This window comes from Trinickia sp. Y13 (genome assembly GCF_029522115.1).
GTDB lineage: Bacteria > Pseudomonadota > Gammaproteobacteria > Burkholderiales > Burkholderiaceae > Trinickia.
Genome location: NZ_JAKWFK010000031.1, coordinates 1 through 18,348 on the forward strand (window position 1 = coordinate 1; position 18,348 = coordinate 18,348).

Genomic DNA, 18,348 nt, shown 5'->3' on the forward strand with positions numbered 1-18,348 from the left:
TCTGGTCGTACGCCTTCGCCTCGCCGCCGAACTTCGCCGTCAGCACCGTCGTGATCGCCGCCGTCAGCGTCGTCTTGCCATGATCCACGTGACCGATCGTGCCGACGTTCACGTGCGGCTTGGTCCGTTCGAATTTACCTTTTGCCATGATTCTCTTCTTTCAAAAGTAGTCGATGAAAAAGCCGGGAGGCTTACTTCGATTTCGCGCTGATGATCGCTTCAGCGACGTTGCGCGGCGCTTCGGAGTAATGCTTGAACTCCATCGTGTACGTCGCGCGACCTTGCGTGAGCGAACGCAGCGAGGTCGAGTAGCCGAACATTTCCGACAGCGGCACTTCGGCGCGAACGATCTTTCCGCCGCCGACCATGTCTTCCATGCCCTGGACGATACCGCGACGGCCCGACAGGTCGCCCATCACGTTGCCCATGTAGTCTTCCGGCGTTTCGACTTCGACCGCCATCATCGGCTCGAGGATGACGGGGCTCGCCTTGCGCATTGCGTCCTTGAACGCCATCGAACCGGCCATACGGAATGCGTTTTCGTTCGAGTCCACGTCGTGGTACGAACCGAACGTCAAATGCACCTTCACGTCGACGACGGGGAAGCCCGCCAACACGCCGCTCTTCAAGGTTTCCTGAATACCCTTGTCGACCGCGGGGATGTATTCGCGCGGAATGACACCGCCCTTGATCTCGTCGAGGAACTCGTAGCCCTTGCCTTGTTCGTTCGGCTCGAGCGTGATGACCGCGTGACCGTACTGGCCGCGGCCGCCCGATTGCTTGACGAACTTGCCTTCGACATCGGCGGCCGTCGAGCGAATCGTTTCACGATACGCCACTTGCGGCTTGCCGACGGTCGCTTCCACGCCGAACTCGCGCTTCATGCGGTCGACGAGAATTTCGAGGTGCAGCTCGCCCATGCCCGAGATGATGGTCTGACCCGATTCCTCGTCCGTTTGGACGCGGAACGACGGATCTTCCTGAGCCAGACGATTGAGCGCGAGGCCCATCTTTTCCTGGTCGGCCTTCGTCTTCGGCTCGACGGCTTGCGAAATCACGGGTTCCGGGAACACCATGCGCTCGAGCACGATCGGGTGAGCCGGATCGCACAGCGTGTCGCCCGTGGTCGCTTCCTTCAATCCCACCGCCGCGGCGATATCGCCGGCGCGCACTTCCTTGATTTCTTCGCGCTGGTTCGCGTGCATCTGCAGAATCCGGCCCAGACGTTCCTTCTTGTCCTTGGTCGAATTCAGGACCGTGTCGCCCGAGTTGACGACGCCCGAGTACACGCGGAAGAAGATCAACTGGCCGACGAACGGGTCCGTCATGATCTTGAACGCGAGCGCCGAGAATTTTTCGTCGTCGGCAGCCTTGCGCTCAGCCGCATCGCCGTTTTCGAGCTCACCCTTGACCGGCGGAATATCGACCGGCGACGGCAGGAAATCGATCACGGCGTCGAGCATGCGCTGCACGCCCTTGTTCTTGAACGCGGTGCCGCACAGCATCGGCTGGATTTCGCACGCGATCGTACGATCGCGCAGCGCCTTGACGATCTCGGCTTCGGTCAGCTCTTCGCCGCCGAGGTACTTTTCCATCAGCTCTTCGCTGGCTTCGGCGGCCGATTCGATCATCTTCTCGCGCCACTCGTTGCAGGTATCGACGAGCTCTGCGGGGATATCGACGTAGTCGAACTTGGTGCCTTGCGACGCCTCGTCCCAAATGATCGCGCGCATCTTCAGGAGGTCGACGACGCCCTTGAAGTTTTCTTCGGAACCGATCGGCACCACGACGGGCACCGGGTTGGCCTTCAGACGCGTCTTCAGTTGGTCGTAGACCTTGAAGAAGTTCGCACCGGTACGGTCCATCTTGTTGACGAACGCGAGACGCGGCACCTTGTACTTATTGGCCTGACGCCACACCGTTTCCGATTGCGGCTGCACGCCGCCCACGGCGCAGTAGACCATGCACGCGCCGTCGAGGACGCGCATGGAGCGCTCCACTTCGATCGTGAAGTCGACGTGACCCGGGGTGTCGATGATGTTGATCCGGTGCTCCGGATAGTTGCCGCCCATGCCCTTCCAGAAGGCCGTGGTTGCAGCGGACGTGATGGTGATGCCGCGCTCTTGCTCTTGCTCCATCCAGTCCATCGTCGCCGCGCCGTCGTGCACTTCACCGATCTTGTGATTCACGCCGGTATAGAACAGGATGCGCTCGGTCGTCGTCGTTTTGCCGGCGTCGATGTGAGCGCTAATACCGATGTTGCGGTAGCGCTCGATAGGTGTCTTACGAGCCACTTTGATCCTCTATTGGGATAGCGCGAAGGTTATCGATTGCCTTCGCGCCCTAACACAAACGGGCGAGGCGCTTAAACAGCGCACCCGCCCGGAAATTTTCCGCTGTTGCTTAAGCCGTGGCTTAGAAACGGAAATGCGAGAACGCCTTGTTGGCTTCCGCCATCCGGTGGACTTCGTCGCGCTTCTTCATCGCGCCGCCGCGGCCTTCCGCGGCTTCTTGCAGTTCACCGGCCAGACGCAGAGCCATCGACTTCTCGCTGCGCTTCTTCGCGGCCTCGCGCAACCAACGCATCGCCAATGCCATACGACGCGACGGACGCACTTCGACCGGAACCTGGTAGTTCGCCCCACCAACGCGGCGGCTCTTCACTTCGACCACCGGCTTGACGTTGTTGAGCGCCACCGTGAACACTTCCAGCGGGTCCTTGCCACCCTTGGTCTGGATCTGTTCGAAAGCGCCATAAACGATACGCTCGGCCACCGACTTCTTGCCCGAGAGCATCAGCACGTTCATGAATTTAGCTACATCTACGTTGCCGAACTTCGGATCCGGCAATACTTCCCGCTTGGGGACTTCGCGACGACGCGGCATGTTTCTTCCTTTGACTTTTTCAGTTGGAGCTCATCTGGAGCCCCGCGGCCACCAACTAACCCGATCCATCTTTGACGACTAACCAGCTTGGCCGGGTGACCACTTACTCGACAGCACCGGCGATTCCGGCACCACCGCCCAAACTACGCCGACAGGCGACTGACCTGCCTGCTTACTTACCCGCCTTAGCGCGCTTCGCACCGTACTTCGAGCGAGCTTGCTTACGATCCTTGACGCCCTGCGTATCGAGCGAGCCGCGGACCATGTGGTAACGCACACCCGGCAAGTCCTTCACACGGCCGCCACGAATCAGCACGACCGAGTGTTCCTGCAGGTTGTGGCCTTCACCACCGATGTACGAAATAACTTCGAAACCGTTCGTCAGACGAACCTTGGCAACCTTACGCAGCGCCGAGTTCGGCTTCTTCGGCGTCGTGGTGTACACACGGGTGCACACACCGCGACGCTGGGGGCAGTCCTGCAAGGCCGGGCTCTTGCTTTTGGTCGTTTCCGACTCACGGCCTTTGCGAACCAATTGATTGATGGTTGGCATTGTGTATTCCTGAAATTGATCGAAAACACCGCACCGCCCGCTGGGCAAAGCAGCGCGCGATGCGTGTCAAAACTTCCCGCGAAGGCCTTGGCGCGGTTCGCCCACGCATGGACGGACCCTCGGCCAAGAGCCAAGAACAGGAACCCGGCATGATAATGCGAAAAGGTCAAGCGCGTCAATAGGTTGCGTGAGCCCCTGCGATTGCGTCGTGCGTTACACGCCCAATGCCGAGAAAGTTGGGGTCGCCCCGAACCGTCAATCCGCCGCGACAACCTCGATCAATTCATCCCCGAATCGCTCCAGCTTGCGCGCCCCGATGCCGGGAATGTGTCGCAGACCATCGATCGTATCGGGCGCCGACCGCGCGATCTCGGCCAGCGTGGCGTCATGAAAGATGACATAGGCCGGCACGCCATCGCGCTTTGCCGTATCGGTGCGCCAAGCGCGCAGCCGATCCCAGCGAGCGCGTTCGCGCGGCCCGAGCCCGGCTGTCGGATCCGCCCGCTCGCCCGTACGCGACGAGGCTTGGCGAGTACGCGTGGGCTTCACGTAGCGCCGCAGCGTGACCGATTCCTCGCCCTTGAGCACCGGCTTGCTCGCTTCGGTCAGCACGAACGCGCCGAAGCCATCATGATCGACCGTGAGGTACCGGTAGGCCACCAACTGACGGAATATGCCCCGCCATTCAGCCTCGGATAGTTCGGCGCCGATGCCGAAGGTGCTCAACGTATCATGCCCACGTTCGCGCACCTTTTCAGTGCGGTTGCCGCGCAGAATGTCGATCAGGTGCCCTGCCCCAAAGTGAAATCCGCTCGCCCGACGCGCGCGAAACACACACGAGAGCGCCATTTGGGCTTCGCGCGTAGCATCCCACGTCGCGGGCGGCTCAAGGCAAGTGTCGCAATTGCCGCATGGTTCGCTCGCCTCGCCGAAATACGAGAGCAAGCGCACACGCCGACAGGCGGCGGTCTCGCACAAGCCGAGCAATGCGTCGAGCTTGCCCGTCTGCACGCGCTTATGCGTCTCGTCGGCGTCGGATTCGTCGATCATCTTGCGCTGTTGCACGACATCGCCGAGCCCGTACGCCATCCATGCATTCGCCGGCAGGCCATCGCGTCCCGCGCGCCCCGTCTCCTGGTAGTAGCCTTCGACGCTTTTGGGCAAGTCCAAATGCGCGACGAAACGCACGTCGGGCTTATCGATGCCCATACCGAAGGCGATGGTCGCGCACATGACCACGCCTTCCTCGCGCTGGAACATCTCTTGGTGGCGCTGCCGCGTTTCGAAATCCATCCCCGCGTGATAAGGCAGTGCGCGCACGCCCTGCGTCTTCAGCCAATCGGCCGTCTCCTCGACTTTGCGACGCGACAGGCAATAGACCACGCCCGCGTCCGTCGTACCGTCCGCGTTCGTGTGCTCGGCGCGAATGAAGTCCAGCAACTGCGAACGCGCGTTGTCTTTCTCGACGATGCGATAACGAATGTTGGGCCGATCGAAGCTCGACACGAACACGCGCGCCTCGTCGAGCGCGAGGCGATGCACGATCTCGTCGCGCGTGATCGCATCCGCGGTGGCCGTGAGCGCGATGCGCGGCACCGATGGAAAACGCTCATGCAGCACCGACAGCTGCATGTACTCAGGTCGGAAATCGTGCCCCCATTGGGACACGCAATGCGCTTCGTCGATTGCGAACAAACCGATGCGTGCGCGCTCGAGCAACTCGAGAAACCGCGGGGTCATCAATCGCTCGGGCGCGACGTAGAGCAGATCGAGATCGCCGTCACGGAGCGCGCGCTCCGTGGCCGCGGCCTCAGCGCCCGTCAGCGTGGAGTTCAAATAGGCTGCGCGCACCCCGACTTCTTTCAGCGCTGCGACCTGATCTTGCATCAGCGCGATCAGCGGCGAAACGACGACCCCTGCGCCCAACCCCGCTTCGCGCCGCACGAGCGACGGGATTTGATAGCAGAGCGATTTGCCGCCGCCCGTAGGCATCAGCACGAGGCAATCGCCCCCTTCGGCAACATGTTCGACGATGTCGCGCTGCTGCCCTCGGAAGGCGGGGTAACCGAAGACTTCATTGAGAATTTCTAGAGCACGCGACATGTAGGCGATTGAAACGACAAACGGCGAATGAGCGCAATTCTACCAATCGGGTCGGCGCTGCGACGCGCGTCGTGCAAACGTTGGCCGTTCGGTCGACGAAAACGCTCGTCGCGCGGCGCGATCTCATGCACGCCCTCCGATTGCTCTGCTCAAAAAAAAAACCGCCCAGTCGAAACTGAGCGGTTCTTGCGCTGGTAGCGCCCGCGCGGAGCATATCCGAATGCGGCACGAGGCCGCCCGGACTTACTCTGCCGAGTGCTGCTGGTGCGATTCGTCGGTCGGGGTTTCGGCAGCCGGGGCTTCCGGCGTACCGAACTCGAACGACTCTTCGGCAGCAATTTGATCGAATCGCTCGCGATCCGACGATTCCTTCGCCTTGCGCGCCTTGTGGAACGACAGGCCCGTACCGGCCGGGATCAAGCGGCCGACGATCACGTTTTCCTTCAGGCCACGCAGATCGTCGCGCTTGCCCATGATCGCAGCCTCGGTCAGCACGCGCGTCGTTTCCTGGAACGATGCCGCCGAGATGAACGAATCCGTGGACAGCGACGCCTTCGTGATACCGAGCAAGACGTTCTCGTACGTAGCTGGACGCTTGTCTTCCGCAGTCATCCGATCGTTCTCGTCGAGCATGTCCGACCGCTCGACTTGTTCGCCCGGGATGAAACGCGTATCGCCGTTGTCGGTGATCTGCACGCGGCGCAGCATCTGACGCACGATCACTTCGATGTGCTTGTCGTTGATCTTCACGCCTTGCAGTCGATACACGTCCTGCACTTCGTCGACGATGTAACGCGACAGCGCTTCGATACCCTGCAAACGCAGGATGTCGTGCGGATCGGCCGGACCGTCCACGATCATTTCGCCCTTGTTGACGACTTGACCGTCGTGAACGAGCACCTGCTTTTCCTTCGCGATCAGGAACTCGTGCTGGTTGCCTTCGAGGTCGGTGATGACGAGACGCTGCTTGCCCTTCGTGTCCTTACCGAACGAGACCGTACCCGTGACTTCCGCCAAAATGCCGGCATCCTTCGGCGAACGCGCTTCGAACAGCTCGGCCACGCGCGGCAGACCACCGGTAATGTCACGCGTCTTTTGCGATTCCGTCGGAATCCGCGCGAGCACCTCACCGACCTGCACTTGCTGGCCGTCCTTCACCGTGATCAGCGCGCCGACTTGGAAGCCGATCTGCACTGAGTGCTCGGTACCGGGGATCTTCACTTCCTCGCCGCTCGCATCGAGCAACTTCACCTGCGGACGAACGCTCTTGCTCGCTTGCGAACCGCGACGCTTCACGTCGATCACGACGAGCGTCGAAAGGCCCGTCACGTCGTCGATCTGCTTGGCAACCGTCACGCCTTCTTCGACGTTCTCGAACTTCACCGTACCGCCGTACTCGGTGATGATCGGACGCGTCAGCGGATCCCACGTCGCCAACTGCGTACCGGCCTTCACCTGCACGCCGTCGAGTTGCAGCAGCGTGGCGCCGTACGGCACCTTGTGACGCTCGCGCTCGCGGCCGTGGTCGTCCGTGATCATCGCTTCGCCCGAACGCGAAATGACGATCTGCTCGCCCTTCGCATTCGTGACGTAACGCATCGTCGCCGTGAAGCGAACCGTGCCGTTGCTCTTCGCTTCGACGGACGAAGCCACCGCCGCACGCGATGCCGCGCCACCGATGTGGAACGTACGCATCGTGAGCTGCGTGCCAGGTTCGCCGATCGATTGCGCCGCGATCACGCCCACCGCTTCGCCCACGTTCACGAGCGAGCCGCGGCCCAGGTCGCGACCGTAGCACGAGGCGCACAGGCCGTAGCGCGTTTCGCAGGTGAGCGGCGTGCGCACGCGAACTTCGTCGATGCCCAGGCGCTCGATCTCTTCGACGGCCGTTTCATCGAGCAGCGTGCCAGATTCGTAAAGCGTCTCTTGCGACTCGGGGTTGACGACGTCGGCCGTCGCCACGCGGCCGAGAATCCGGTCGCGCAACGCTTCGACGACTTCACCGCCTTCGACGAGCGCCTTCATCGCCACGCCGTTGCTCGTGCCGCAATCCTCTTCGGTCACCACGAGATCTTGCGTCACGTCGACCAGACGCCGCGTCAGGTAACCCGAGTTCGCCGTCTTCAACGCCGTATCGGCCAGACCCTTACGCGCGCCGTGCGTCGAGATGAAGTACTGCAGCACGTTCAGGCCTTCGCGGAAGTTCGCCGTAATCGGCGTCTCGATGATCGAGCCGTCCGGCTTGGCCATCAGGCCGCGCATACCGGCGAGCTGACGAATCTGCACCGCCGAGCCGCGAGCGCCCGAGTCGGCCATCATGTAGATCGAGTTGAACGACTCTTGACGCACTTCCTTGCCGTCGCGATCGATCACGGGCTCGGTCGAGAGCTGCTCCATCATCGCCTTGCCGACCGCTTCCGACGTCGCTGACCAGATGTCGACCACGTTGTTGTAACGTTCTTGCGCGGTGACGAGACCCGACATGTACTGACGGTCGTACTCCTTCACCTTCTTCGCGGCGTCGCCGACGATCACTTCCTTCTGCGGCGGCACGAGCATGTCGTCGACGCAGATGGAGATACCGGCGCGCGTCGCCAGGCGGAAGCCCGACTGCATCAGTTGATCGGCGAAGACCACCGTCGCTCGCAGACCGCACTTGCGGAACGCCGTGTTGATCAGGCGCGAAATTTCCTTCTTCTTGAGCGGCTTGTTCAGCACCGAGAACGGCAGGCCCGGCGGCAGAATTTCGGACAGAATCGAGCGGCCGACCGTCGTCGCGTAGAGCGAGATCTTCGGCACGAACTTCGGCGCCCCTTCCGAGGTGTCCTCGTTCACCACCATTTCGGTGATGCGCACGTTCACGCGCGAGGCGAGCTCGACTTCCTTGTTCTCATACGCGCGCAGCGCTTCGGATACGCCCGTGAAGGTCATGCCTTCGCCCTTGCCGTTGACGGCTTCGCGCGTCGCGTAATACAGGCCGAGCACGATATCCTGCGACGGCACGATCGACGGATCGCCGTTGGCCGGGAACAGGATGTTGTTCGACGCCAGCATGAGCGTGCGCGCTTCCATCTGCGCTTCGAGCGACAGCGGCACGTGCACGGCCATCTGGTCGCCGTCGAAGTCGGCGTTGAACGCCGCGCAAACGAGCGGGTGCAGTTGGATCGCCTTGCCTTCGATCAGCACGGGCTCGAACGCTTGAATGCCCAGACGGTGCAGCGTAGGTGCACGGTTGAGCATCACGGGATGCTCGCGGATCACCTCTTCGAGGATGTCCCACACCACCGCCGTTTGGTTCTCGACTTCCTTCTTCGCCGCCTTGATGGTCGTTGCCACGCCCATCACTTCCAGCTTGTTGAAGATGAATGGCTTGAACAACTCGAGCGCCATCAGCTTGGGCAAACCGCACTGATGCAGCTTCAGCGTCGGACCCACCACGATGACCGAACGGCCCGAGTAGTCGACGCGCTTACCAAGCAAGTTCTGACGGAAGCGGCCGCCCTTGCCCTTGATCATGTCGGCGAGCGACTTGAGCGGACGCTTGTTCGCACCGGTCATCGCCTTACCGCGGCGACCGTTATCGAGCAGCGAGTCGACGGCTTCCTGCAGCATCCGCTTTTCGTTGCGAACGATGATCTCAGGCGCCTTGAGCTCGAGCAGACGCTTCAACCGGTTGTTCCGGTTGATGACGCGACGATAGAGGTCGTTCAAATCCGACGTGGCGAAACGGCCGCCGTCGAGCGGCACGAGCGGACGCAACTCGGGCGGCAGCACCGGCAGCACTTCGAGCACCATCCATTCGGGCTTGATGCCCGAACGTTGGAAAGCCTCGAGCACTTTCAGGCGCTTGGCGAACTTCTTGATCTTCGCTTCCGAGCCCGTGTTCTTGAGCTCGGTGCGCAGCGTCTCGACCTGTTCGTCGATGTTGATCGCGCGCAGCAGCTCGCGCACGCCTTCCGCGCCCATCTCGGCGCGGAATTCGTCACCGTACTCTTCGACCTTGTTGTAGTAATCCTCTTCGGTCATGATCTGACGCGCCTTGAGCGGCGTCATGCCCGGATCGATCACCACGTAGGCTTCGAAGTACAGCACGCGCTCGATGTCGCGCAACGTCATGTCGAGCACCATGCCCAGACGCGACGGCAACGACTTCAAGAACCAAATATGCGCAACGGGCGAAGCCAGTTCGATGTGGCCCATGCGCTCGCGGCGCACCTTGGCGAGCGTCACTTCGACGCCGCACTTCTCGCAGATCACGCCACGATGCTTCAGGCGCTTGTACTTGCCGCACAAGCATTCGTAGTCTTTGATCGGCCCGAAGATCTTCGCGCAGAACAAGCCGTCGCGCTCGGGCTTGAACGTACGATAGTTGATCGTCTCGGGCTTCTTGACTTCGCCGAACGACCACGAGCGAATCTTGTCCGGCGAGGCCAGACCGATCTTGATCGCGTCGAAAACTTCTTCTTGTTGGACTTGCTTGAATAGATCGAGCAGAGCTTTCATTGCCTTCTCTCCGTAGTCCGATTAGTTGCGGTCGAGATCGATGTCGATGCCGAGCGAGCGGATTTCCTTCACCAACACGTTGAAGGATTCCGGCATGCCCGCGTCGATCACGTGGTCGCCCTTGACGAGGTTCTCGTACACCTTCGTCCGGCCCGTCACGTCATCGGACTTCACCGTCAACATTTCCTGCAGCACATACGAAGCGCCATACGCTTCGAGCGCCCACACTTCCATTTCACCGAAGCGCTGACCACCGAATTGCGCCTTACCACCGAGCGGCTGCTGCGTCACGAGCGAGTACGGGCCCGTCGAACGCGCGTGCATCTTGTCGTCCACCAAGTGGTGCAGCTTCAGGTAGTGCATGTAGCCCACGGTGACCGTACGCTCGAATGGCTCACCCGTACGGCCGTCGCACAGACGCACCTGGTTCTTCGACTTCGTCATGCCGAGGTTCTGCGCGATGTCGTCCGGGAAGGCGAGGTCGAGCATCTTCGACATTTCCTCTTCGGTCGCGCCGTCGAACACCGGCGTCGCGAACGGCACGCCTTCGCGCAGGTTCTTCGCCAATTCGATGATGTCGTCGTCCGAGAAGCTTTCGAGTTCCTCCGCGCGGCCAGACTCGTTGTAAAGCTTGGTCAGGAATACGCGCAGCTCTTCGACCTTCGCCTGACGCTGCAGCATTTCGCCGATACGCCACCCGAGACCCTTCGCCGCCCAGCCCAGATGCACTTCCAGCACCTGGCCCACGTTCATCCGCGACGGCACGCCGAGCGGATTGAGCACGACGTCGGCGGGACGGCCATCGGCCATGTACGGCATGTCTTCGATCGGAACGATCTTCGACACCACACCCTTGTTACCGTGACGGCCGGCCATCTTGTCGCCAGGCTGCAGGCGGCGCTTGACGGCCAAGTACACCTTGACCATCTTCAGCACGCCCGGGGGCAACTCGTCGCCTTGCGTGAGCTTCTTGCGCTTTTCTTCGAAAGCCAGATCGAATTGGTGGCGCTTCTGCTCGATCGAATCTTTGATCGCTTCGAGCTGAGCGGCGGCCTCTTCATCGGCCAGACGAATGTCGAACCAGTGATAGTGGTCGAGATCTTCCAGGTACGCTTGGTCGATCTTCGTGCCCTTGACGAGCTTCTTCGGACCGCCGTTCGCCACTTTGCCGACGAGCATGCGCGCCAAACGCTGGAACGCGTCGCCTTCGACGATACGCAGCTGGTCGTTCAAGTCGAGGCGATAGCGCTTCAATTCATCGTCGATGATTTGTTGCGCCCGCTTGTCGCGCTGAATGCCTTCGCGCGTGAACACCTGCACGTCGATGACCGTGCCGCTCATGCCCGAGGGCACGCGCAGCGACGTGTCCTTCACGTCGGATGCCTTCTCGCCGAAGATCGCGCGCAAGAGCTTCTCTTCCGGCGTCAACTGCGTTTCGCCCTTCGGCGTGACCTTGCCGACGAGCACGTCGCCCGCTTCGACCTCGGCGCCGATGTAGACGATGCCCGACTCGTCGAGACGGCCCAATTGCACTTCGGCCAGGTTCGAGATGTCGCGCGTGATTTCCTCAGGCCCGAGCTTCGTGTCGCGAGCGACGACGTTGAGCTCTTCGATGTGGATCGACGTATAGCGATCGTCGGCCACGACCTTCTCGGAGATCAGGATCGAATCCTCGAAGTTGTAGCCGTTCCACGGCATGAACGCGACGAGCATGTTCTGGCCGAGCGCGAGCTCGCCCAGGTCGGTCGACGCGCCGTCGGCCAGAACGTCGCCGCGCGACACCATATCGCCGACCTTCACGATCGGACGCTGGTTGATGTTCGTGTTCTGGTTCGAACGCGTGTACTTGATCAGGTTGTAGATGTCGACGCCAACTTCACCGGCGACGGCTTCCTCATCGTTCACGCGAATGACGATACGGCCCGCGTCGACATAATCGACGACGCCGCCGCGCAACGCTTGCACGGTCGTGCCGGAGTCGACCGCCACCGTACGTTCGATGCCCGTCCCGACGACTGGCTTTTCCGGACGCAGACACGGCACCGCTTGACGCTGCATGTTCGAGCCCATCAATGCGCGGTTCGCATCGTCGTGCTCGAGGAACGGGATCAGCGAGGCTGCGACCGAGACGATCTGCGACGGCGCCACGTCCATGTACTGGATGCGGTCCGGCGTGACCATCAGCGTTTCGCCCGCTTCACGCGAGGAGACGAGTTCGTCGGTGAGGGTGCCGTCGTCGGCCACCGCCGCGTTCGCCTGCGCGATCACGTAGCGGCCTTCTTCGATCGCCGACAGATAGTCGATTTGATCGGTGACCTTGCCGTCGACTACCTTGCGGTACGGCGTTTCGAGGAAGCCGTACTCGTTCAGGTGCGCGTATAGCGCGAGCGAGTTGATGAGGCCGATGTTCGGGCCTTCCGGCGTTTCGATCGGGCACACGCGGCCGTAGTGGGTCGGATGCACGTCGCGCACTTCGAAGCCTGCGCGCTCGCGCGTCAAACCGCCCGGGCCCAATGCGGAAACACGGCGCTTGTGCGTGATTTCCGACAGCGGGTTCGTTTGGTCCATGAACTGCGACAACTGCGACGAACCGAAGAACTCGCGAATCGCCGACGAAATCGGCTTCGAGTTGATCAGGTCGTGCGGCATCAGGTTTTCGCTTTCGGCTTGGCCGAGGCGTTCCTTCACCGCGCGTTCGACGCGCACGAGGCCGGCGCGGAATTGATTTTCCGCGAGCTCGCCCACGCAGCGCACGCGACGGTTGCCGAGGTGGTCGATGTCATCCACTTCGCCCTTGCCGTTGCGCAGCTCGACGAGGATTTTGATGGTGGCGAGGATGTCGTCGTCCTGCAGCGTCATCGGCCCCGTGATCTCGTCACGGCCCACGCGGCGGTTGAACTTCATGCGGCCGACCTTGGACAGGTCGTACGCGTCCTCGCTGTAGAACAGACGGTTGAACAATGCCTCGACCGCTTCTTCGGTCGGCGGCTCGCCCGGACGCATCATGCGGTAGATCGCAATGCGCGCGGCCGTCTTATCGGTCGTTTCGTCGATACGCAACGTGGACGAGATGTACGGACCTTGATCGAGATCGTTCGTGTAGAGCGTCTGGATGTCCTTCACCTTGGCTTCGCGCAACTTCTCGAGCGTGCCTTCGGTGATTTCCTCGTTCGCGTTCGCGATGACTTCGCCCGTTTCGCTATCGATGACGTTCTTCGCCAGGACGCGGCCGAGCAAATAGTCCTCGGGCACCGAGATGAACTTCGTCTTGGCGTTCTCGAGGTCGCGAATATGCTTGGCGTTGATCCGCTTGTCCTTCTGGACGATGACGTTGCCGTCGCGGTCGGTAATGTCGAAGCGCGCGACTTCGCCGCGCAGGCGTTCGGGGACGAACTCCATCTGCGCGCCTTCGCCCATCAACGTGAAGTTGTCGAAGACGAAGAAGTTGGCGAGGATCTGCTCCGGCGTCAGGCCAATCGCTTTCAGCAGGATCGTGACCGGCATCTTGCGGCGACGATCGACGCGGAAATAGAGGACGTCCTTCGGGTCGAATTCGAAGTCGAGCCACGAGCCGCGGTAAGGAATGATCCGCGCCGAGAACAGCAGCTTGCCCGAGCTATGCGTCTTGCCCTTGTCGTGCTCGAAGAACACGCCAGGCGAGCGGTGCAGCTGCGAGACGATGACACGCTCGGTGCCGTTGATGACGAACGAGCCGGTGGGCGTCATGAGCGGAATTTCGCCCATGTAGACTTCCTGCTCCTTCACTTCCTTGACGACGGGCTTGCTCGGCGATTCCTTGTCGAGCAACACCAGGCGCACCTTGGCGCGCAAGGCCGAGCAATAGGTGAGACCGCGCTGCTGGCATTCCTTGATGTTGAACGCCGGCGGCGACAACGCGTAGCTCACGAACTCCAGGCGCGCGAAACCGTTGTGCGAGACGATGGGGAAAACGGACGTGAACGCGGCCTGCAAACCTTCGGGTTTGCGAGCATTTGCGAGTACGTCAGCTTGCAGAAACGTGCTGAATGATTCAAGCTGGGTGGCCAGCAGGAAAGGTACTTGGTGAACGATGGGGCGCTTCGCAAAACTCTTACGAATGCGCTTCTTCTCGGTGAAGGAATATTGCATACGATCTCCGAATCACGGCGGGCATGGTGTCGAGGCAAGGCGCCAGGATGAGACAACCCGAGTGTTCACCGACTGAGACCCGATGGCCGTCCTGAGGCTTGAACGAGCCTAGAAGCTTGGTGGTTGGCCGCTACCAACCGCTGGCTGACGGCAGCGGATGCCAATGTTGCCCGCTACCCGACCAAACTTGCCTTCTGCAGTCGCTTCAGAAGACAAAGAGAAGTGCCGGTCGATCGACACCCGAAGGTGCGAGCAAGGGCAATTTTCTTTGGCCTCTGGGGCCATGTTTCCCGCCTCGAAACGCGGGGCAAAAACAAAGTCCCACAAAAGCACAAAAAGGCTGGCGGTGGAAAACCGCCAGCCTGCGCTCAACGCGAGGGGCTTTACTTGATTTCAGCCTTCGCGCCAGCTTCTTCCAGCTTCTTCTTCGCTTCTTCAGCAGCAGCCTTGGGCACCGCTTCCTTCACGGGCTTCGGTGCGCCGTCGACCAGATCCTTCGCTTCCTTCAGGCCGAGACCCGTCAGTTCGCGAACGGCCTTGATGACGGAAACCTTGTTGGCGCCCGTTTCGGTCAGGATCACGGTGAATTCCGTTTGCTCTTCGGCAGCAGCTGCGCCGCCGCCAGCGCCCGCCGGGCCAGCCACTGCCACAGCAGCTGCCGACACGCCGAACTTCTCTTCGAACGCCTTGACGAGTTCGTTCAGTTCCAGAACCGACATCGCGCCAACGGCTTCGAGGATGTCTTCTTTTGCGATTGCCATTTGAAATACTCCTAAATTGAATTCGGATACAGCCAGCGACCGGTTACGCTCGACTGGAGTGCGCCATGCACCGCCTGCTTAGGCAGCTTCGCCCTGCTTCTTCTCGGCGAGCGCGGCGAGCGCGCGCGCAAAGCCCGAAACAGGCGCTTGCATGACGAACAACAGCTTGGAGAGCAGTTCCTCACGGCTCGGGATGTTGGCAAGCGCTTGCACGCCAGCCTTGTCCATCACCTTGCCTTCGTATGAGCCAGCCTTGATGATCAACTTGTCATTGCTTTTGCCGAAGTCGTTGACGACTTTGGCGGCGGCAATGGCATCTTCCGAGATGCCGTAGATCAGAGGACCGGTCATCTGCTCGGCCAACGGAGCGAACGGGGTACCTTCGACGGCGCGACGCGCCAGCGTGTTCTTCAACACGCGCAGGTACACCTGCTGCTCGCGTGCTTTCGCACGCAGCTTCGTCAGATCGCCAACCGTGATCCCACGATACTCGGCCAACACCATGGTCTGGGCCTTCGCGACTTGCGCGGAAACCTCAGCCACGACGGCCTGCTTATCTTCTTTGTTCAGTGGCACGGTTAACCTCCAGATTCGATGTATCGAACGGCTAAGCCCGATACACCGCGTTCAACAACGGCGTCCGAGGGTTAGGAGTATTTCGACCATCGGCGGCGCGCATCGCTGCGCAACGCCCATGAACTCAATGACTGCAAAACTTTTTCGGGTTCGCCATCTGCGTTGGCTCGCATTAAGGAAACGCCTGACTGCTGCGTGTCCGCCAACGGTCTTTGACAACCGGTCGCGTGAAGCTCGACGCTCCCCGCGACCGCCCAAAGCCCTTTCATACCGCCGCGACCGAAACTGCGGACCGCGGCGCGATTGATTCTCTTACTGCGCTGCGAGCGACCCTTGGTCGACACGCACGCCCACGCCCATCGTGCTCGACAGAGCGATCTTGCGCAGATACACACCCTTGCTCGTCGCGGGCTTTGCCTTCTGCAACGCTTCGACCAGCGCCGACAGGTTCGTCCGCAGGGCTGCCGGTTCGAACGAGGCACGGCCGATCGTCGCGTGGATGATGCCTGCCTTGTCGACGCGGAACTGCACCTGACCCGCCTTGGCGTTCTTGACCGCCGTGGCGACATCGGGGGTGACCGTCCCGACCTTCGGGTTCGGCATCAAGCCGCGCGGGCCGAGGATCTGACCCAATGTACCGACGACGCGCATCGTGTCCGGGGAGGCGATCACGACGTCGAAATTCAGATTGCCGCCCTTGATCTGCTCGGCGAGGTCTTCCATGCCGACGATTTCAGCGCCAGCGGCGCGGGCTTGCTCAGCCTTTTCGCCTTGCGCGAACACAGCGACGCGAACCGACTTACCGGTACCCGCAGGCAACACGACCGAGCCGCGAACGACCTGATCCGACTTCTTCGCATCGATACCGAGCTGAACGGCGACGTCGATCGACTCGTCGAACTTTGCCGTGGCGCATCCCTTCACGAGCGACAGCGCTTCATCGACCGGGTACAGCTTTTGGCGATCGATCTTATTTGCGAATGCTTGCAGACGCTTGGAAACCTTAGCCATTTACACGCCCTCCACGGTGATGCCCATCGAGCGGGCGCTGCCGGCGATCGTACGAACCGCGGCGTCCAAGTCGGCCGCCGTAAGGTCAGGCATCTTCGCCTTGGCGATGTCTTCGGCTTGTGCGCGCGTGATCTTGCCCACCTTGTCGGTGTGCGGCTTGCTCGAGCCCTTGTCGATCTTCGCTGCCTTCTTGATGAGGACGGTAGCGGGGGGCGTCTTGAGGACGAACGTGAAGCTCTTGTCGGCAAACGCGGTGATCACGACGGGAACGGGCAGGCCCGGTTCCATCGCTTGGGTCTGCGCGTTGAACGCCTTGCAGAACTCCATGATGTTCAGGCCGCGCTGGCCCAGTGCCGGACCGACCGGCGGCGACGGGTTGGCTTTACCTGCAGGGATCTGCAGCTTGATAAAGCCGATGATTTTCTTTGCCATGTCGAAAACCTCGTTGGAACGCGTGAGCGTTCGGTGAGTAGTAGCGCGCGTTCACCGCGATCAGCCTTGCGATTACTGGCGCTCCTCAACGGCCATTACGCGGACCGTAAGCGCGAAAGCGGACCGCCCGCTACCGGGCGACCCGCTGGAATGAGTTACAGCTTTTCGACCTGCCCGAATTCCAATTCGACAGGCGTGGCACGCCCGAAGATCGTGACCGAGACGCGCACACGCGATTTCTCGTAGTTCACTTCCTCGACGCTGCCATTGAAGTCCGTGAACGGGCCTTCTTTGACGCGGACCATCTCGCCCACTTCGAACAGCGTCTTCGGCCGGGGCTTCTCGACGCCTTCTTGCATCTGCGACATGATCTTCTCGACTTCCCGGGGGGAAATCGGGCTCGGCTTGTTGCGCGTGCCGCCGATGAACCCCGTTACCTTCGCCGTGTTCTTGACGAGGTGCCAGGTTTCATCGGTCATTTCCATTTCGACGAGAACATAGCCGGGGAAGAATCGACGCTCGGTCACCGACTTGTGACCGCCCTTCACTTCCACAACTTCCTCGGTCGGAACGAGGATCTGGCCGAACTTGTCTTGCATGCCGGCGCGCTCGATACGCTCTTGGAGCGCTCGCTGCACGCTTTTCTCCATGCCCGAATAGGCATGGACCACATACCAACGTTTACCGCTCGGGGATGCCGGAGTATCGCTCATATCATTTCCAACCCAGAATCGCCGAGAAAATGACCCATTCGATGGATTTATCGCTGATCCACAGCAGTACCGCCATCACCAGCACGAAGCCGAAAACGACGAGTGTGGTTTGCGTTGCTTCCTTGCGAGTCGGCCAAACGACCTTGCGGACTTCTTTGTAGGAATCCTTGGCGAAAGCGATGAAGCTCTTACCGGGGGAGGACAGGAGACCAACTACAACACCAGCAACGACGCCAACCAAAAGCGCCGCGCCGCGCACGTACCATTCCTGGCCGCTCAGCCAGAAGAAACCCACGAATCCGGCCAAGACCAGCAATACGCCCGCGATAACCATCAACTTGTCGCTGGAAGTATCCACAGCTTCGACGGAAGGATTCGCCATAACACCCTAACTTGCGCCTGTTCGACGCAGAATTTTGGCAGGGGCAGAGGGAATCGAACCCCCAACCTTCGGTTTTGGAGACCGACGCTCTGCCAGTTGAGCTATACCCCTAAACCATTTGGGGTTGGCCCTACAGCCAACCCCGAAACAACCGATCAACGAGAATAACTGGCTTACTCGATGATCTTGGCCACGACACCGGCGCCGACGGTACGACCGCCTTCGCGAATGGCGAAGCGCAGGCCTTCTTCCATGGCGATCGGGGCGATCAGCTTGACCGTGATTGCCACGTTGTCGCCC

At 61.1% G+C, this 18,348-nt stretch carries 13 protein-coding genes, 1 tRNA gene and 1 pseudogene; all 15 read right to left on the minus strand.

The genetic code is table 11. The features are described from left to right. Positions 1–148: GTP-binding protein (locus tag MMB74_RS26920; RefSeq protein ID WP_238272018.1), on the minus strand; the 148-nt coding region annotated here is incomplete at its 3' end. 43 nt (positions 149–191) lie between these two features. Beyond that, positions 192–2,294: an elongation factor G gene (gene fusA, locus MMB74_RS26925; RefSeq protein WP_277431661.1), complete on the minus strand. Its 2,103-nt coding sequence runs from the start codon at positions 2,292–2,294 to the stop codon at positions 192–194. Positions 2,295–2,415: 121 nt separating this feature from the next. Beyond that, complete coding sequence (rpsG, locus tag MMB74_RS26930; protein WP_008343817.1) at positions 2,416–2,886, minus strand: 30S ribosomal protein S7; 471 nt, start codon at positions 2,884–2,886, stop codon at positions 2,416–2,418. Positions 2,887–3,058: 172 nt separating this feature from the next. Then, positions 3,059–3,439, minus strand: coding sequence for a 30S ribosomal protein S12 (gene rpsL, locus MMB74_RS26935; protein WP_102611100.1), 381 nt, complete (start codon positions 3,437–3,439; stop codon positions 3,059–3,061). A 255-nt stretch (positions 3,440–3,694) separates the two neighbouring features. Then, the gene (recQ, locus tag MMB74_RS26940; RefSeq protein WP_277431662.1) at positions 3,695–5,542 is read right to left on the minus strand and encodes a DNA helicase RecQ; all 1,848 of its coding nucleotides are present in this window, start codon (positions 5,540–5,542) and stop codon (positions 3,695–3,697) included. Positions 5,543–5,785: 243 nt separating this feature from the next. Continuing rightward, positions 5,786–10,045, minus strand: a complete 4,260-nt coding sequence (gene rpoC / locus MMB74_RS26945) for a DNA-directed RNA polymerase subunit beta' (protein WP_277431663.1) — start codon at positions 10,043–10,045, stop codon at positions 5,786–5,788. A 21-nt stretch (positions 10,046–10,066) separates the two neighbouring features. Further along, a complete protein-coding gene (gene rpoB / locus MMB74_RS26950) occupies positions 10,067–14,173 on the minus strand; it encodes a DNA-directed RNA polymerase subunit beta (RefSeq protein ID WP_277431664.1) in 4,107 nt (1,368 codons plus the stop codon). Between the two features lie 383 nt (positions 14,174–14,556). After that, the gene (gene rplL / locus MMB74_RS26955; RefSeq protein WP_035988792.1) at positions 14,557–14,934 is read right to left on the minus strand and encodes a 50S ribosomal protein L7/L12; all 378 of its coding nucleotides are present in this window, start codon (positions 14,932–14,934) and stop codon (positions 14,557–14,559) included. Positions 14,935–15,012: 78 nt separating this feature from the next. Next, positions 15,013–15,510, minus strand: a complete 498-nt coding sequence (gene rplJ / locus MMB74_RS26960) for a 50S ribosomal protein L10 (RefSeq protein ID WP_102611108.1) — start codon at positions 15,508–15,510, stop codon at positions 15,013–15,015. Positions 15,511–15,822: 312 nt separating this feature from the next. Beyond that, a complete protein-coding gene (gene rplA, locus MMB74_RS26965) occupies positions 15,823–16,521 on the minus strand; it encodes a 50S ribosomal protein L1 (protein ID WP_277431665.1) in 699 nt (232 codons plus the stop codon). Beyond that, positions 16,522–16,953 carry a 50S ribosomal protein L11 gene (gene rplK / locus MMB74_RS26970; protein WP_102611111.1) on the minus strand — a complete coding sequence of 144 codons (432 nt, stop codon included), beginning with the start codon at positions 16,951–16,953 and terminating at the stop codon, positions 16,522–16,524. Positions 16,954–17,108: 155 nt separating this feature from the next. Continuing rightward, positions 17,109–17,666 (minus strand): transcription termination/antitermination protein NusG, encoded by a 558-nt coding sequence (gene nusG, locus MMB74_RS26975; protein ID WP_102611112.1) that lies wholly within the window; start codon positions 17,664–17,666, stop codon positions 17,109–17,111. A gap of 1 nt (position 17,667) precedes the next feature. After that, a complete protein-coding gene (gene secE, locus MMB74_RS26980; RefSeq protein ID WP_277431666.1) occupies positions 17,668–18,048 on the minus strand; it encodes a preprotein translocase subunit SecE in 381 nt (126 codons plus the stop codon). Between the two features lie 35 nt (positions 18,049–18,083). Continuing rightward, positions 18,084–18,159: transfer RNA gene (locus tag MMB74_RS26985), tRNA-Trp, on the minus strand. Positions 18,160–18,221: 62 nt separating this feature from the next. Beyond that, positions 18,222–18,348, minus strand: a pseudogene (locus MMB74_RS26990) (elongation factor Tu); the annotation flags it as partial.

Bases quoted from the DNA above. Each gene is read 5' to 3' on its own strand.
- rpsG (WP_008343817.1), bottom strand. From the start codon at position 2,886: ATGCCGCGTCGTCGCGAAGTCCCCAAGCGGGAAGTATTGCCGGATCCG.
- rpsL (WP_102611100.1), bottom strand. From the start codon at position 3,439: ATGCCAACCATCAATCAATTGGTTCGCAAAGGCCGTGAGTCGGAAACG.
- recQ (WP_277431662.1), bottom strand. From the start codon at position 5,542: ATGTCGCGTGCTCTAGAAATTCTCAATGAAGTCTTCGGTTACCCCGCC.
- rpoC (WP_277431663.1), bottom strand. From the start codon at position 10,045: ATGAAAGCTCTGCTCGATCTATTCAAGCAAGTCCAACAAGAAGAAGTT.
- rpoB (WP_277431664.1), bottom strand. From the start codon at position 14,173: ATGCAATATTCCTTCACCGAGAAGAAGCGCATTCGTAAGAGTTTTGCG.
- rplL (WP_035988792.1), bottom strand. From the start codon at position 14,934: ATGGCAATCGCAAAAGAAGACATCCTCGAAGCCGTTGGCGCGATGTCG.
- rplA (WP_277431665.1), bottom strand. From the start codon at position 16,521: ATGGCTAAGGTTTCCAAGCGTCTGCAAGCATTCGCAAATAAGATCGAT.
- rplK (WP_102611111.1), bottom strand. From the start codon at position 16,953: ATGGCAAAGAAAATCATCGGCTTTATCAAGCTGCAGATCCCTGCAGGT.
- nusG (WP_102611112.1), bottom strand. From the start codon at position 17,666: ATGAGCGATACTCCGGCATCCCCGAGCGGTAAACGTTGGTATGTGGTC.
- secE (WP_277431666.1), bottom strand. From the start codon at position 18,048: ATGGCGAATCCTTCCGTCGAAGCTGTGGATACTTCCAGCGACAAGTTG.